Annotated in this window: 17 protein-coding genes; 10 read left to right on the top strand and 7 right to left on the bottom strand. The window is 68.2% G+C overall.

Annotated features, from left to right (window positions below; translation table 11 throughout):
- Positions 1–8: 8 nt before the first annotated feature.
- A complete protein-coding gene (hisB, locus tag JKL49_RS00925) occupies positions 9–599 on the bottom strand; it encodes an imidazoleglycerol-phosphate dehydratase HisB (protein WP_215337565.1) in 591 nt (196 codons plus the stop codon).
- A gap of 4 nt (positions 600–603) precedes the next feature.
- A complete protein-coding gene (locus tag JKL49_RS00920) occupies positions 604–1,593 on the bottom strand; it encodes an adenosine kinase (protein WP_215337563.1) in 990 nt (329 codons plus the stop codon).
- Positions 1,594–1,679: 86 nt separating this feature from the next.
- Between JKL49_RS00920 and JKL49_RS00915 the strand changes: the two genes are divergently transcribed.
- From JKL49_RS00915 to JKL49_RS00905, 3 genes are all read left to right on the top strand, one after another.
- Entirely contained in the window at positions 1,680–2,237 is a 558-nt protein-coding gene (locus JKL49_RS00915) for a DUF6886 family protein (RefSeq protein ID WP_215337561.1), read from the top strand.
- 44 nt (positions 2,238–2,281) lie between these two features.
- Positions 2,282–2,524: a hypothetical protein gene (locus JKL49_RS00910; RefSeq protein ID WP_215906446.1), complete on the top strand. Its 243-nt coding sequence runs from the start codon at positions 2,282–2,284 to the stop codon at positions 2,522–2,524.
- A 77-nt stretch (positions 2,525–2,601) separates the two neighbouring features.
- The gene (locus tag JKL49_RS00905) at positions 2,602–3,411 is read left to right on the top strand and encodes a peptidylprolyl isomerase (protein WP_215337552.1); all 810 of its coding nucleotides are present in this window, start codon (positions 2,602–2,604) and stop codon (positions 3,409–3,411) included.
- An 18-nt stretch (positions 3,412–3,429) separates the two neighbouring features.
- Here JKL49_RS00905 and nth read toward each other — a convergent pair whose 3' ends face one another.
- A complete protein-coding gene (gene nth / locus JKL49_RS00900; protein WP_215337549.1) occupies positions 3,430–4,110 on the bottom strand; it encodes an endonuclease III in 681 nt (226 codons plus the stop codon).
- A gap of 93 nt (positions 4,111–4,203) precedes the next feature.
- Between nth and JKL49_RS00895 the strand changes: the two genes are divergently transcribed.
- The 3 genes from JKL49_RS00895 to JKL49_RS00885 all read left to right on the top strand — a co-directional run bounded on the left by JKL49_RS00895 (position 4,204) and on the right by JKL49_RS00885 (position 6,322).
- Positions 4,204–4,671 (top strand): DUF2244 domain-containing protein, encoded by a 468-nt coding sequence (locus tag JKL49_RS00895; RefSeq protein WP_215337547.1) that lies wholly within the window; start codon positions 4,204–4,206, stop codon positions 4,669–4,671.
- Positions 4,672–4,739: 68 nt separating this feature from the next.
- A complete protein-coding gene (locus tag JKL49_RS00890; protein ID WP_215337545.1) occupies positions 4,740–5,879 on the top strand; it encodes an Acg family FMN-binding oxidoreductase in 1,140 nt (379 codons plus the stop codon).
- On the top strand, positions 5,876–6,322 hold the full coding sequence (locus JKL49_RS00885; RefSeq protein ID WP_215337542.1) for a MarR family winged helix-turn-helix transcriptional regulator: 447 nt from the start codon (positions 5,876–5,878) through the stop codon (positions 6,320–6,322). The genes JKL49_RS00890 and JKL49_RS00885 overlap by 4 nt, the downstream gene beginning before the upstream one ends.
- Here JKL49_RS00885 and hslU read toward each other — a convergent pair.
- The 3 genes from hslU to hslV form a co-directional block, all read right to left on the bottom strand.
- Positions 6,319–7,620 (bottom strand): ATP-dependent protease ATPase subunit HslU, encoded by a 1,302-nt coding sequence (gene hslU, locus JKL49_RS00880; protein ID WP_215337540.1) that lies wholly within the window; start codon positions 7,618–7,620, stop codon positions 6,319–6,321. The genes JKL49_RS00885 and hslU overlap by 4 nt on opposite strands.
- Before the next feature lie 42 nt (positions 7,621–7,662).
- Positions 7,663–8,517, bottom strand: coding sequence for a DUF4440 domain-containing protein (locus JKL49_RS00875; protein ID WP_215337538.1), 855 nt, complete (start codon positions 8,515–8,517; stop codon positions 7,663–7,665).
- A gap of 158 nt (positions 8,518–8,675) precedes the next feature.
- Positions 8,676–9,224 carry an ATP-dependent protease subunit HslV gene (hslV, locus tag JKL49_RS00870; RefSeq protein ID WP_215337536.1) on the bottom strand — a complete coding sequence of 183 codons (549 nt, stop codon included), beginning with the start codon at positions 9,222–9,224 and terminating at the stop codon, positions 8,676–8,678.
- Between the two features lie 41 nt (positions 9,225–9,265).
- On the opposite strand from hslV, the gene JKL49_RS00865 reads away from it, so the two are divergent.
- Together JKL49_RS00865 and JKL49_RS00860 are read left to right on the top strand one after the other, a co-directional pair.
- On the top strand, positions 9,266–10,009 hold the full coding sequence (locus JKL49_RS00865; RefSeq protein WP_215337534.1) for a HesA/MoeB/ThiF family protein: 744 nt from the start codon (positions 9,266–9,268) through the stop codon (positions 10,007–10,009).
- Positions 10,010–10,067: 58 nt separating this feature from the next.
- Positions 10,068–11,114: an aldo/keto reductase gene (locus JKL49_RS00860; protein ID WP_215337532.1), complete on the top strand. Its 1,047-nt coding sequence runs from the start codon at positions 10,068–10,070 to the stop codon at positions 11,112–11,114.
- Positions 11,115–11,227: 113 nt separating this feature from the next.
- Here JKL49_RS00860 and JKL49_RS00855 read toward each other — a convergent pair whose 3' ends face one another.
- Complete coding sequence (locus JKL49_RS00855; RefSeq protein ID WP_215337531.1) at positions 11,228–12,214, bottom strand: 2-hydroxyacid dehydrogenase; 987 nt, start codon at positions 12,212–12,214, stop codon at positions 11,228–11,230.
- 113 nt (positions 12,215–12,327) lie between these two features.
- On the opposite strand from JKL49_RS00855, the gene JKL49_RS00850 reads away from it, so the two are divergent.
- Both JKL49_RS00850 and fabA read left to right on the top strand, forming a co-directional pair.
- Positions 12,328–12,843, top strand: a complete 516-nt coding sequence (locus JKL49_RS00850; RefSeq protein WP_215337529.1) for an SH3 domain-containing protein — start codon at positions 12,328–12,330, stop codon at positions 12,841–12,843.
- 64 nt (positions 12,844–12,907) lie between these two features.
- Positions 12,908–13,417, top strand: coding sequence for a 3-hydroxyacyl-[acyl-carrier-protein] dehydratase FabA (gene fabA, locus JKL49_RS00845; protein WP_215342627.1), 510 nt, complete (start codon positions 12,908–12,910; stop codon positions 13,415–13,417).
- Positions 13,418–13,436: the final 19 nt, after the last annotated feature.

The raw sequence follows: 13,436 nt of genomic DNA, 5'->3' as shown, positions 1-13,436 counted from the left end.
ATCAGATCCTACAGGACGCCCTTGGTCGACGGAGCGTGACCATGGGTCTTGGGGTCGAGCTCGACGGCGGCCCGCAGCGCGCGCGCCAGAGCCTTGAAGCCGCTCTCGGCGATGTGGTGGCTGTTGTCGCCATAGAGGGTTTCCAGGTGCACGCAGGCGCCCAGGTTCATGGCGAAGGCGTGGTGGAATTCCTTGAACAACTCGGTGTCGAACTCGCCGATCTTCGGGGTCTTGAACGCGACCTTCCAGATCAGGTACGGGCGATTGCAGAGGTCGAGGGCGCAGCGCGTTAGGGTTTCGTCCATCGGGACATAGGCGTGGCCGAAGCGGTAGATGCCCTTGAAGCCATCCAGCGCCTGCCGGATCGCCTGGCCGATCGCGATCCCGGTGTCCTCCACCGTATGGTGGAAGTCGATGTGCAGGTCGCCCTGGGTGCGGACCTTCAGGTCGATCCCGCTGAATCGCGTGAAGGCGTCCAGCATATGGTCGAAGAAGCCAATGCCGGTCTGGACATCGGACACGCCGGACCCGTCCAGATCGACACTGACGCTGATCTGGGTTTCCTTGGTGTTGCGGACGACTTCGGCTGTGCGGGCCATGGGCTTAGAGTCCTTTCGACGCCGCCAGGTCTTTCAGATTGACCAGGGGGCGCGGGCCGTAGTGCGAGATCACTTCCGACGCCGCCAGCGAGCCGAGCTGGCCGCAGACATTCAGCGGCCGGCCCTTGGCGAGACCGAACATGAAACCGGCTGCGTATTGGTCGCCCGCGCCGGTCGTGTCCACGACTTTTTCCACGGCATAGGCCGGAACGTCGAAGGTTTGCCCGGCCGCGGCGATGGTGGAGCCGGCCGCGCCCCGGGTGACAGCGGCGATCTTCACCTTGCCGCGCATCTGGGCCATGGCGTCATCGAAATCGGTGGTCTGGAACATCGCCATCAGCTCGGTGTCGTTGGCGAACACCAGGTCGACCTGGCTCTCGATGAAGCCCAGCAGGGCCTCGCGATGGCGGTCGACCACAAAGCCGTCGGAGAGCGTGATGGCCATCATGCGGCCGGCGCCCCGGGCCAGGCCGGCGGCCTTGGCGAAGGCGCGGCGGGCGGCCTCGGCGTCGAACAGGTAGCCTTCGAGATAGACGATCTTGGCGCCCTCGATCACCGCGGCGTCGACGTCAGCGGCGGCGAACTCGGTCGAGGCGCCCAGATAGGTGCACATGGTGCGCTCGCCGTCGGGGGTGACGTTGATCAACGAGCGGGCCGTGGCCGGGCCGCCGGTAAGCGGCGGGGTGTCGAAGTGGGCGCCGATGGCGCGCATGTCGTGGGCGAAGACATCGCCCAGCTGGTCCTTGGCCACCTTGCCCAGATAGGCCGCGCGGCCGCCGAAGCTGGCGACGCCGGCGATCGTGTTGCCCGCCGAACCGCCCGAAGCCTCGATGCCCGCCGCCATCTTGCCGTACAGTTCCACGCCGCGCGCTTCGTCGATCAGCATCATCGCGCCCTTGTCCAGCGCGTTGGCCGAGAGGAAGTCGTCGGTCGCCGGGGCGATCACATCGACGATGGCGTTGCCGATGGCGGCGACGTCGTAGAGTTCGGTCATGAGGCTTTCCGGGGAAACGTAGGCGCGCTGACTACAGGGAAAGACAAGCTTGAGCAACGCGGTGACGGCTTTAGACAGGGTATGGCATGCGGCTTTTTCACTTCAGCGACGATCCGGGCATCGCCTGCTTTGTCCCCAGGCCGGTCCTCGTCCCCTCGACGCGGCCGCCGGGTCGCGACTGGCTGAACGGCCCGCTGGTCTGGGCGATCGATGAGACGACCCAGCCGCTCTACTTCTTCCCTCGCGACTGCCCGCGCATCCTGCTGTGGCCGACGCCCGCCACCACCGCGCAGGATCGGGACCGATGGTTCGGGACCAGCGCGGCAAGGATGATCGCCCATGTGGAGTGGGCGTGGTTCGACCGGCTGAGCCGCGAAAGCCTTTACCGCTACGAGTTGTCCGCCGAGACCTTCGAGGATCTGGACGACGCCGGCATGTGGGTCTCGCGCCAAGCCGTCACGCCCCTCGCCGTCGAAACTCTAACCGATCTGCCGGCCATGATGGCGGCGCACGGGGTGGAATTGCGGCTGGTGGAAAGTCTGGTTCCCCTGCGCGAAGTCTGGTCCACCAGCCTGCACGCCAGCGGAAACCGCCTGCGCAATGCTCAAGGTTGGGCGGCAACTCCTGACGCGCCCACACGTTAGGTGCCCAAGGCGGACCATCCGCCAACAGTTCGGAGGACCTGCACATGGGCATTCTCAATCAAGACAAGACCAAGGACGCCAACCGCGCCGCCAGCGACAAGCAGAGCATCAAGGACGCCGAGGTCCCGCACGCCCGTAAGGTCGCGCCGCTGAAGGAAGGCGAAAAGCCCGACCAGCTGGCGCACAAGGAACACGAGGCCGAGGACCGTCAGGAAGCCCTGCTGGACGAGGGTCTGGAAGAGAGTTTCCCCGGCAGCGACCCGGTCAGCGTCAAGCGGATCACCTGATCCAAAATCCTCTGAGTTAGGGCCTGTCTGAAAAGATCGGCTTGGCGAGGGGCGGCGGAGAAGCTTCACTGGATCGCATGATCGGTAAGCTCTCCGCCGCCCTTTTCGCGTTTGGCCTGCTCGGCGCCGCCCCCGCGCCAGACTGGCGCCCCCTTGATCCTGAAAACCTGCTGGTCATCGACACCACCAGGGGCCGGATCATCGTGGAGATGGCGCCGGCCATGGCGCCGCAAAGCGTGGCCCGGGTGACGCTCCTGGCCCGCGAAGGCGTCTATGACGGCCTGCAGTTCCACCGGGTCATCGAGGGCTTCGTCAACCAGACCGGCAATCCCAACAACAAGGACGGCGGAACCTCCAGCCATCCTGACCTGCCGCTGGAGGCGACCTTCAAGCTGAAGATGGCCGGCTACCGGGCGGTGGCCGCGCCAACGGACGGCACTGTCGGGTTCCTGGGGACGGTTCCGATCCAGACCGTGTCGGGTCAGGAAGCGCTGCGCTCAAAGGACGGCACGGTCCGCGCCTGGGGCGCCTATTGCCCCGGCGTCGCCGGGATGGGGCGGCAGGCGGGCGAGGACACCGGCAACAGCGAGATCTTCTTCATGCGCGGATCGAGCCGACGGCTGGACCGCGACTATGCGGTCTGGGGCCGGATCGTGGTGGGGTCGGACGTCAACAGCGTCATCGCGGTGGGAGAACCGCCGGCCAAGCCCGACCTGATGCTGAAGGTGCGGGTGGCGGCCGACATCCCGGCGGCGGAGCGGCCGCATCTCTCGATGCTCAGCCAGGACAGCGCCGCCTTCCGCACCCTGGTGCGCCAGACGCGCATCGCCAGGGGTGCGGACTTCTCGATCTGCGACCTTGAGGTCCCGGTCAGGGTCGACCCCTAGACCGGTTCCACCGACCGCTCATCGCCCCACGAACAGGCTCTTCGACGGGCAGAGGTCGTCGATGGGGCAGTCCTCGCACTTGGGCCTTCGCGCCACGCAGGTGTAGCGGCCGTGCAGGATCAGCCAGTGGTGGGCGCGGGTCAGGTAGGGCTCGGGCACGATGGCCATCAGATCGGCCTCCACCTGGTCCGGAGTCTTGCCCGCCGACAGCTTCAGCCGGTGGGAGACCCGGAAGACGTGGGTGTCGACGGCGATCGCCGGCTCGATGCGCAGTTCGTTGAGCACCACGCTGGCGGTCTTCCGCCCCACGCCCGGCAGGGCCATCAGGGCCTCGCGCTCCAGGGGCACCTCGCCGCCGTGCTGTTCCATCAGGATCGCGGCCGTGGCGATGACGTTCTTGGCCTTGGTGCGGAAGAGGCCGATGGAGGCGATGAAAGGGATCAGGCCCTCTTCGCCGAGCGCCAGCATCTTCTGCGGGGTGTCGGCGACGGCGAACAGCCGGGTCGTGGCCTTGTTCACCGAGACGTCGGTGGCCTGGGCCGACAGGGCAACGGCGGTCACCAGCTCATAGGGGCTGGCATAGTTTAGCTCGGTGCGCGGATCGTCGCTGAGGGCCAGGAAACGGTGAAAGATTTCCTCCACGCGGGCCTGTTCGGCGGGACTGACGCGCTTCTTCCTGGGCTTCGGGGCTTTGGCCATGGCCGACCATCGCCCGGCGGCGCCTGCTTCGCCAAGAGCCCGCGCACGTGGCGCCTGTTTGCAGGTCCGCAAATCGCCTAGGTTGATGAGGTCATGGATGATCTGGTCTTCATGGACGCCGAGATTCGCCCCAACCGCAGCCTGTCGCAGCGGGGGTTCATGGTGCTGATCACGGTGGTGACGGTTCTGAACTGCGCCTCGGCCGCGGTCTTCATCTCCATGGGCGCCTATTTCGTGCCGATGTTCCTGGGGTTGGACCTGATCGCCATCGTCGTGGCCTTCCTGGCCAGCTTCGCCGCCGCCAAGCAGATCGAGCGCGTCCTGGTCACCGACCGGCGGGTCCAGGTGTTCCGCGAGACGCCCAACTGGCGAAAGCTGATGTGGGAAAGCCCCACGGCCTTCACCCGCGTCACCCTGCTCACCGAGGACGACCACGCCGTCGATCTGCGCCTGGCGCTGTCGGGCAAGGAGGCCCAGGTGGCCGCGGCGCTCAGCCCCTCCGAACGCGCCGAATTCGCCCGGGCCCTGGAAGACGCGATCTACAAGGCGCGCCGAGGTTAATCGAGCCTCTTGCAGAAGCTTTAGCTCTAAACTATATAGTTGAGATCTCAACGAAACGGAGCCAGCCCATGCCCACCCGCCGTGGAATCCTGCACTGGCTGGCCGCCGCCGCGCCCTTGACCGCCGCCGGCTGCTCGGCGACCTCCGCCACCGACCCCGCCGCTGCGTGGCGAGCTCCGGGTCTGGGCGAGCGCGATCCCCGGCGGTTCGCCCTGGCCCACGCAATTCTGGCCCCCAATCCCCACAACCGGCAGCCCTGGCTTGTGGACCTGGTGGGTGCTGACGAGATCGTCTTCTACGCCGACACCGCCCGGCTGCTGCCCTTCACCGATCCGCCCAACCGTCAGATCACCCTGGGCTGCGGCGCGTTCCTGGAACTTCTGAGCCAGGCTGCGGCCGAGGCTGGGCATCGCGCCGAGATCGCGCTGTGGCCGGAGGGCGAACCGCAGCCCACCCTGGACGCCCGCCCGGTCGCACGGGTCCGGCTGGTCCCCGACGCCGCCGTCGCCCGCGACCCGCTGTTTGGCCAGATTCTCAATCGCCACACCAACCGCGCGCCCTTCCAGATGGACGCCCCGCCCAACCCCGCGGAGCTGACCGCCGTGATCGCGGCCGCCAGGAGTCCGGGCCTCGCGGCGGGCGCGGTGACGGAGGACCGCGCCCGCGCGCGGCTGATCGATCTGGGTTGGCAAGCCTGGGAGGTGGAGACAGCGACCCCCGCCACCCACATGGAGTCGGTGCGGCTGATGCGCATCGGCGCCGCGGAGATCGCCCAGCACCGGGACGGCATCGCGCTGGACGGCCCGATGATTGAGGGGCTGAAGGCCTTGGGGCTGATCAGTCGCGAGAGCCTGGCCGACGCCAACTCCTTCGCCTCGAAAAGCGGCGCCGACATGTGGCGCGACATGCTGAGGGCGACCCCCGCCTTCTTCTGGCTCAAGGGCGGCGACAACAGCCGGACCACTCAGATCGCCGCGGGCCGGGCCTATGTCCGCGCGCAATTGGCGGCGACGGGCCAGGGGCTTTCGATGCATCCCTGGAGCATGTCCCTGCAGGAGTTTCCACAGATGGCGGGGCTCTACGCCGCCACCCAGTCGGCGCTGGGGGCGACGCCGTTGGCGCCCCTGCAGATGCTGGTGCGGATCGGGCGGGCTAAGCCGGCCGGCCCCGCGCCGCGCCGCGGCCTCGCCGCCCATATCCGCCCATGAGCCTGGCGCCGCCGACGGTCTTCGTATTCTTCAACGAGATCGCGATCATCGAGCACCTGTCTCGAACCGCTTTCGAGCGCGTCCTGCCGCGGGGTCTGTCCCTGGCCGGTTTCACGGTGCTGAACCATCTGATCCGCCTTGACCATGGGCGCCGCGCCCCGGCGCAGATCGCCAGCGCCCTGCAGGTGACCCGGGGCGCGATAACCGGAACCCTCAAGCGGCTGGAGAGCCAGGGCCTGGTGTCGATTGCGCCAGACCCGACCGATGGCCGCGGCAAGGGCGTCAGCGTCACCGCCGCCGGTTGCGCGGCACGGGACGCGGCGATCGCGGCCCTGGACCCGGTGTTCGCCGAGTTGTTGGGGTCCATCGCCGAGACGGACCTTCAACAGCTGCTGCCAACCCTGCAGCGGGTGCGCCAGATCCTCGACGCCGCTCGCGACTAGAGGATGAACCGCGACAGGTCGGCGTCCTTGGCCAGGTCGCCGACGTGGGCCTTCACGTAGGGCGCGTCGATGCTGATCGTTTCGCCCGAGCGGTCCGAGGCGGTGAAGCTGATCTCCTCCAGCACCTTTTCCAGGATGGTCTGCAGCCGGCGCGCGCCGATGTTCTCCACCGAGCTGTTCACCGCCACGGCGGCGTCGGCGAGGGCGTCGATGGCCTCAGGCGTGAAGGTAAGGGTCACGCCCTCTGTGGCCAGAAGGGCCTGGTGCTGGACGATCAGGTTGGCCTCGGGCTCGGTGAGGATGCGGCGCATGTCGTCGCGGCTGAGCGGCTTCAGCTCCACGCGGATTGGCAGGCGGCCCTGCAGTTCGGGCAGCAGGTCCGAGGGCTTGGCCACGTGGAAGGCGCCCGAGGCGATGAACAGCACATGGTCGGTCTTCACCGGCCCGTGCTTGGTGGAGACGGTGGTGCCCTCGATCAGCGGCAGCAGGTCGCGCTGCACCCCCTCGCGGGAGACATCGGCGCCGCCGGAGCGCTCGCGGCTGGTGGCCACCTTGTCGATCTCGTCGAGGAAGACGATCCCGTTGTTCTCGGCCAGCTCGATGGCCTCCTGGGTCAGGGCCTCCTGATCCAGCAGCTTGTCGCTTTCTTCCTGGATCAAGGGCGCGTGGGCTGCGGCGACGGTGGTCTTGTGGGTCTTGGTCCGGCCGCCGAAGGCCTTGCCCATCATCTCGCCGAGATTGAGCATGCCCATGTTGGGCTGGCCGGGGATTTCGAACATGCCCGGCCCGCCGCCGGTGTCGGCCAGGGTCAGCTCCACCTCCTTGTCGTCCAGCTCGCCAGTGCGCAGCTTCTTGCGGAAGCTTTCGCGGGCGGCGGTGGAGCCGGGCCCCGTCAGGGCGTCGAGGATGCGCTCCTCGGCGGCGGCCTCGGCCTTGGCGCGCACGGCGGCGCGGCGCTTCTCGCGCACCATGGAGAGCGAGATCTCCACCAGATCGCGCACGATCTGGTCGACGTCGCGGCCGACATAGCCGACCTCGGTGAACTTGGTGGCCTCCACCTTCAGGAACGGCGCCTGGGCCAGGCGCGCCAGGCGTCGGGCGATCTCGGTCTTGCCGACCCCGGTGGGGCCGATCAGCAGGATGTTCTTGGGCGTCACCTCGTCGCGCAGAGCCTCTGGCACCCGGCGGCGGCGCCAGCGGTTGCGCAGGGCCACGGCCACGGCCTTCTTGGCCTCGGGGTGACCGACGATGAAGCGGTCGAGTTCGGAGACGATTTCGCGCGGTGAGAATTCAGTCATGCCGGCCTTAGATAGGCATGGATCGGCCGGTTCAAGCCTGGGTCAGCTTTTCGGGGGCGCGGCCAGGATCTCGTCGAACACCAGGGCCCAGCCCTTGGGATCGAGCCGCCAGACCCGCACATAGTGGCCCTGGCGCGCCTTGCCGTCGCGGGTCCAGGCCGCCTCGCCATAGGTCCAGGCGAGGTCGCCCGCCTTGGAGGTCTCACCCCCAAGGGTCGGGCCGAGGGTCATGACGGGCGGGCGGGTGGCCAGTTCGGCGGCCTGGGCGGCCGGCCCATTGCCGGGGGCGGCCGGCGAGCCCACGACCCGGCCATCGTCGGCCAGCACCGCGCTGTAGGCCGCCGCCGTTCCGGTCTTGGCGGCTGCGTTCAGGGCCGCCTCGGCCTTGCGCGCGTCGGCGAAGGCGGATTCGGGATATTTCCCCTTGGTGGTCGAGACCTGCAGATAGACCGGCCGCGACCCCTGGGGCGGCGCACCTGCAGTGCTGGAGGGCGCGCCGCCGTCGAACACCCATTTCCACGTGCCGTCCGCCTGTTTCTTCCAGACCGTGAAATAATACGCGCCCGGCTTGCCGTCATAGGTGGAGGGGCCGGTGGTGAAGCCCAGATCGCCCGACCGCGCGATCCCCGCCCACAGGGGCCACCAGACCAGGGGCGGCCCGCCACGGTCGCTGGGCCGCTTCGGGAAGGTCTCGTGCACCTTGCGGACGTCGGGGGCGAAGACGATGGCGTCCGGCGCGGAATGCTTGAGGAAGGAGTCGCGGATGCCGAGCGCCAGGCCATCGGCGGCGAAGGCCCGCTCGGCGGCCACCACAGGGGCGGGATCAACCGCGGCCGGGGCGGCCAGGACGGGGCCTACAGCCAGGGTCAGGGCGGCGATCAACAGCAGTCTGGACAACGAGGCGTCTCCCCGGCGGGTCAAGGCTGCAGCTAAGCCGCGGGACGGCGCATACTCAAGCCCTCCTGCGCCAGGCCTGACGATCCTCCGGCCGCCGCCGCAGCGGCGCCACGGCTCGGCCGCGCCGACCTCGCCGCGCGGTTAGTGACGCTACCTGCCTAGAGGACTTCCACCGTCAGGGCGCCGTTGGTGTAGACGCAGATCCTGGCGGCGATCGCCATGGCGTCCCGGGCCAGGGCCTCGGCGCTCTTGTCAGTCTCCATGAAGGCGAGCGCGGCGGCCAGCGCATAGTTGCCCCCCGAGCCGATGGCCGCGACCCCGGTCTCGGGCTCCAGCACGTCGCCGACCCCGGTGACGGTGAAGATGTTGTCCTTGTCGGCCACCAGCAGCATGGCCTCCAGCCGGCGCAGGTAGCGGTCGGTGCGCCAGTCCTTGGCCAGGTCGACACAGGCCCGGGCCAGCTGGTCGGGATACTGTTCCAGCTTGGCCTCCAGCCGCTCGATGAGGGTGAGCGCGTCGGCGGTGGCGCCGGCGAAACCCGCGATCACCTTGCCGCCGGCCAGGGTGCGGACCTTGCGGGCGTTGCCCTTGACGATGGTCTGGCCCATCGACACCTGACCGTCGCCGGCGATGACGGTATGGCCGTCCTTGCGCACGGCCAGGATGGTGGTGCCGTGCCAGTCGGGAAAGTTGCTAGGATTGCTCATGTCCGCCGATGTGAGCAGGCGAAGGGTCCAGGTCAAGGTCGATGAGTTTTTCCGACGACGAGGTCGAACGCTATGCCCGCCATCTGGTGCTGCGCGAGGTGGGCGGTCCGGGCCAGCAGCGGCTGAAGGCCGCCCGCGTGCTGATCGTGGGAGCCGGGGGCCTGGGGGCGCCCGCCGCCCTCTATCTCGCCGCCGCCGGGGTCGGGACCCTGGTGCTGGCCGATCCGGACAGGGTCGACGTCTCCAACCTGCAGCGGCAGGTGATCTATACGCAGGGCGATGTGGGCCGCTGCAAGGTGGAGGCCGCCGCCGATCGGCTGACGGCCCTGAACCCCCACGTCCATATCGAGCGCGTCCCCGTCCACCTGGAAGAAGCCAATGCGCGGGCCCTGGTGCGCGGCTGTGATCTCGTCTTGGACGGCACCGATGACTTCGCCACCCGCTTCACCGTCAACGCCGCCTGCGTGGCCGAGCATGTGAGCCTGGTGTCGGGCGCCATCGGCCGCTGGACCGGCCAGGTGGGGGTCTTCCGCCGCGCCCCCTGCTACCGTTGCCTGGTGCCCGAGATTCCGCCGGACGCCGAGACCTGCTCGGCCGTCGGCGTGGTGGGCGCGTTGGCCGGCGTCATCGGCTCGATGATGGCGCTGGAGGCCATCAAGGTCCTGACCGGCGCAGGCGATCCGCTGACGGGACGCCTGCTGATCTATGACGGCCTGTCGGGCGAAACCCGCACGGTGCGGATCGGCCCCGATCCTGAGTGCGAGGTCTGCGGGGGGCGAGCTTGAGCCCGTTGCGCCTGTCACAGGGCGCGCCTAGCTGTGGGGAAGCCCAAGGAGCGCCCTCATGAAGTACAACCAGCTTGGCCGGACCGGCCTGTTCGTCTCGGAAATCTGCCTGGGGACCATGACCTTCGGCGGCGACAGCGACGCGGGAATCTGGAAGATGATCGGGGCCCTGGACCAGGGCGAGGTGGACGGCATCGTCGGCCAGGCCCTGGCGGCCGGGGTCAACTTCATCGACACCGCCGACGTCTATTCCTTTGGCCAGTCGGAAACCCTGCTGGGCCAGTCCCTGAAGAACCTGGGCGTGGCCCGCAAGGACGTGGTCCTGGCCACCAAGGTGTTCGGCGAGATGGGGCCTGGCCCCAACGACAAGGGCGCGTCGCGCGGCCACATCATGGATTCGGTGCAGGGCAGCCTGGATCGCCTGCAGACCGACCATATCGACCTCTACCAGATCCACGGCAACGACACGGTCACCCCCATCGAGGAGACCCTGCGCGCCCTGGACGACCTGACCCGCCAGGGCCTGGTGCGCTATGTGGGCGTCTCCAACTGGACGGCCTGGAAGATCGCCAAGGCGCTGGGGATCAGCGCGGCCAAGGACTATGCCCGCTTCGAGACCCTGCAGGCCTACTACTCCATCGCCGGCCGCGACCTGGAGCGCGAGCTGGTCCCCATGCTGACCGAGGAAAAGGTCGGCCTGATGGTCTGGTCTCCCCTGGCCGGGGGGCTTCTCTCCGGCAAGTTCGGGCCCGGAGCTCCTGCCGTGAACGGCGCGCGGCGCACCAATTTCGACTTCCCGCCGGTCAATACCGACCGCGCCTGGCCGGTGGTGGCCGCCATGCGCGAGATCGGCGAGGCCCACGGCGTCTCCGTCGCCCGCGTGGCGCTCGCCTGGCTGCTCTCCAAGCAACACGTGATGAGCGTGATCATCGGCGCCAAGACCCTCGAACAGCTGGAGGACAACCTTGCGGCCGTGGACCTGGTCCTGACGCCCGAGCAGATCGCCCGCCTCGACGAGATCAGCGCCCTGCCGTCGGAATATCCCGGCTGGATGCTGGAACGCCAGGGCGGCGCGCGGCGGCCCAAGCCGTTCGCGAAGACATAATTTCTCTCCGCTCGTCCCGGCGAAGGCCGGGATCCAGGTGAAGCCCACCAACCGCTCCGGATGAATCTGGGTCCCGGCCGTCGCCGGGATGAGCGGTGTGGTAAGCCCGAGCCCTACAGCATCGACGTCAGCACCCGGTCTGGGGGCTTGTGCCCGTCCATCCAGGTCTTGATGTTGATGATCACCTTCTCGCCCATCTCGGTGCGGGCCTCCACCGTGGCCGAACCCAGGTGGGGCAGGAGGACGGCGTTGGGCAGCTTGAGCAGCTTGGGATTGATGGCCGGCTCGAACTCGAAGACGTCCAGGCCCGCCCCGCCGATCTCGCCTTTGGCCAGCTGATCAGCCAGGGCGCCCTCGTCGATGATCTCGCCGCGGGCGGTGTTCACCAGGATGGCGTGGGGCTGCATCAGCTTCAGCCGGCGGGCCGACAGCAGGTGATAGGTGGCCGGGGTGTGCGGGCAGTTGACCGAGATGATGTCCATCCGGGCCAGCATCTGGTCGAGACTCTCCCAGTAGGTGGCCTCCAGGTCCTCGGCGATGCGCGGGCTGACCGGCTTGCGGTTGTGGTAGTGAATCTGCATGCCGAAGGCCTTGGCCCGGCGCGCCACGGCCTGGCCGATACGCCCCATGCCGATAATTCCCAGCCGCTTGCCCGAAATCCGGCGGCCCATCATCCAGGTGGGCGCCCAGCCGGTGAAGCCCCCGGCCTGAGCGACATTGGCCCCCTCCACGATGCGGCGCGACACCGTCATCATCAGGGCCAGCGTCAGGTCGGCGGTGTCCTCGGTGAGCACGCCCGGCGTATTGGTCACCGCGATGCCCCGCGCATTGGCGGCGGCCACGTCGATATGGTCCACGCCGGCCCCGAAATTGGCGATCAGCTTCAGCTGCTCCCCGGCATGGCTCAGCAGTTCAGCGTCGATCCTGTCGGTGATGGTGGGGACGATGACGTCGGCGCTCGAGACCGCCGCGATCAGGCCCGCGCGATCCAGGGGCTCGTCATTGAGGTTGAGCTGGGTGTCGAACAGCTCACGCATCCGGGTTTCCACGGGATCGGGGAGCCTGCGCGTGACGATGACTTTGGGCTTTCGGGCGGGCATGGGCGGATTCGCGGAACTCGAAAAAGGGCGGGCGGCGCGGCGGTGACTGGCGCGTCGTGAGATGAACCTCTAGCAAAGGGCATATGAGCGGCCAAGGCGAGGCGGAAACGGCGATGAGCGCGCGGGCGTGGGCGCCGATCTTTGTGGCGGCCCTGGTCTGGGCGCTGGGAATAGGGCCTGCCCTGGCCGCGGCGGACCGACCGACCCCCTCCGGATTGCCGGTTCCACGCTATGTGACCCTGAAATTCGGCGAGGTGAACGCCCGCTCCGGCCCCGGCGACGACCATCGGCTGCTGTGGGTCTATCGGGTCAAGGGCCTGCCGGTGCAGGTGGTGGCGGAAAACAGCGAGTGGCGCCGGGTCTGCGACCCCGAACACGGCCTGGCCTGGGTGCATCGGCGCACCACCGATGGCCGCCGGATGGTGATGCGCACTCAATCGACGCCCCTGGCCCTGCATAGCGGGCCCAAGGCGAGCGCCTCCACACACGCCTTTTTGAACGCCCGGTCGCTGGCCGCGTTGGTGCGGTGCGACAGCAAGGCTTGGTGCAAGCTCCGGGTGGACGGCGTATCGGGCTGGGCCCCGGCCGCCGAACTCTGGGGAACCGACGACAGGCCCCAATGCCGTTGAGCGACGCGGCCGGCTCTGATAGGCCCTGACCCTCTTTGAAAGCCGGAAGGCCAACTGCATGACGATGGGTGTGAAAGCCAAGGACCACTACAGCTTCGAAGAGCTGTTGGCCTGCGGCCGCGGAGACATGTTCGGACCGGGCAACGCGCAATTGCCGTCGCCGCCCATGCTGCTGTTCGACCGCATCATCACCATCAATGATGACGGCGGCGCCCACGGCAAGGGCTACATCGAGGCCGAGTTCGACATCAATCCCGACCTCTGGTTCTTCGACTGCCACTTCATCGGCGACCCGGTCATGCCGGGCAGCCTGGGCCTCGACGCGCTTTGGCAGCTCGTGGGCTTCTATCTGGGCTGGATCGGCGGCAAGGGCCGCGGCCGCGCGCTCGGCTGCAACGAAGTGAAGTTCGGCGGCGAAGTGACCCCCAGCATTAAGAAGGTCACCTACAAGGTCGACATGAAGCGCGTCATCAACCGTCGGCTTGTCATGGGCATCGGTGATGGTGTGCTGGAAGCCGATGGAACCCCCATCTATTGGGCGACTGACCTGCGGGTCGGCCTCTACCAACGGTAAACGGTAAAAGCCGTCCGGA

Origin of the sequence: Phenylobacterium glaciei, assembly GCF_016772415.1 — a bacterium.
In the GTDB taxonomy this organism is placed as follows: domain Bacteria; phylum Pseudomonadota; class Alphaproteobacteria; order Caulobacterales; family Caulobacteraceae; genus Phenylobacterium; species Phenylobacterium glaciei.
Note: the sequence above shows the minus strand (reverse complement) of the source record. Positions and strands in the feature narration are given on the sequence as shown.

Bases quoted from the DNA above. Each gene is read 5' to 3' on its own strand.
- JKL49_RS00910 (WP_215906446.1), top strand. From the start codon at position 2,282: ATGGGCATTCTCAATCAAGACAAGACCAAGGACGCCAACCGCGCCGCC.
- JKL49_RS00905 (WP_215337552.1), top strand. From the start codon at position 2,602: ATGATCGGTAAGCTCTCCGCCGCCCTTTTCGCGTTTGGCCTGCTCGGC.
- JKL49_RS00890 (WP_215337545.1), top strand. From the start codon at position 4,740: ATGCCCACCCGCCGTGGAATCCTGCACTGGCTGGCCGCCGCCGCGCCC.
- JKL49_RS00885 (WP_215337542.1), top strand. From the start codon at position 5,876: ATGAGCCTGGCGCCGCCGACGGTCTTCGTATTCTTCAACGAGATCGCG.
- hslV (WP_215337536.1), bottom strand. From the start codon at position 9,224: ATGAGCAATCCTAGCAACTTTCCCGACTGGCACGGCACCACCATCCTG.
- JKL49_RS00850 (WP_215337529.1), top strand. From the start codon at position 12,328: ATGAGCGCGCGGGCGTGGGCGCCGATCTTTGTGGCGGCCCTGGTCTGG.
- fabA (WP_215342627.1), top strand. From the start codon at position 12,908: ATGGGTGTGAAAGCCAAGGACCACTACAGCTTCGAAGAGCTGTTGGCC.
- hslU (WP_215337540.1), bottom strand. From the start codon at position 7,620: ATGACTGAATTCTCACCGCGCGAAATCGTCTCCGAACTCGACCGCTTC.
- JKL49_RS00855 (WP_215337531.1), bottom strand. From the start codon at position 12,214: ATGCCCGCCCGAAAGCCCAAAGTCATCGTCACGCGCAGGCTCCCCGAT.
- JKL49_RS00920 (WP_215337563.1), bottom strand. From the start codon at position 1,593: ATGACCGAACTCTACGACGTCGCCGCCATCGGCAACGCCATCGTCGAT.
- JKL49_RS00860 (WP_215337532.1), top strand. From the start codon at position 10,068: ATGAAGTACAACCAGCTTGGCCGGACCGGCCTGTTCGTCTCGGAAATC.
- hisB (WP_215337565.1), bottom strand. From the start codon at position 599: ATGGCCCGCACAGCCGAAGTCGTCCGCAACACCAAGGAAACCCAGATC.
- JKL49_RS00865 (WP_215337534.1), top strand. From the start codon at position 9,266: ATGAGTTTTTCCGACGACGAGGTCGAACGCTATGCCCGCCATCTGGTG.
- nth (WP_215337549.1), bottom strand. From the start codon at position 4,110: ATGGCCAAAGCCCCGAAGCCCAGGAAGAAGCGCGTCAGTCCCGCCGAA.
- JKL49_RS00895 (WP_215337547.1), top strand. From the start codon at position 4,204: ATGGATGATCTGGTCTTCATGGACGCCGAGATTCGCCCCAACCGCAGC.
- JKL49_RS00915 (WP_215337561.1), top strand. From the start codon at position 1,680: ATGCGGCTTTTTCACTTCAGCGACGATCCGGGCATCGCCTGCTTTGTC.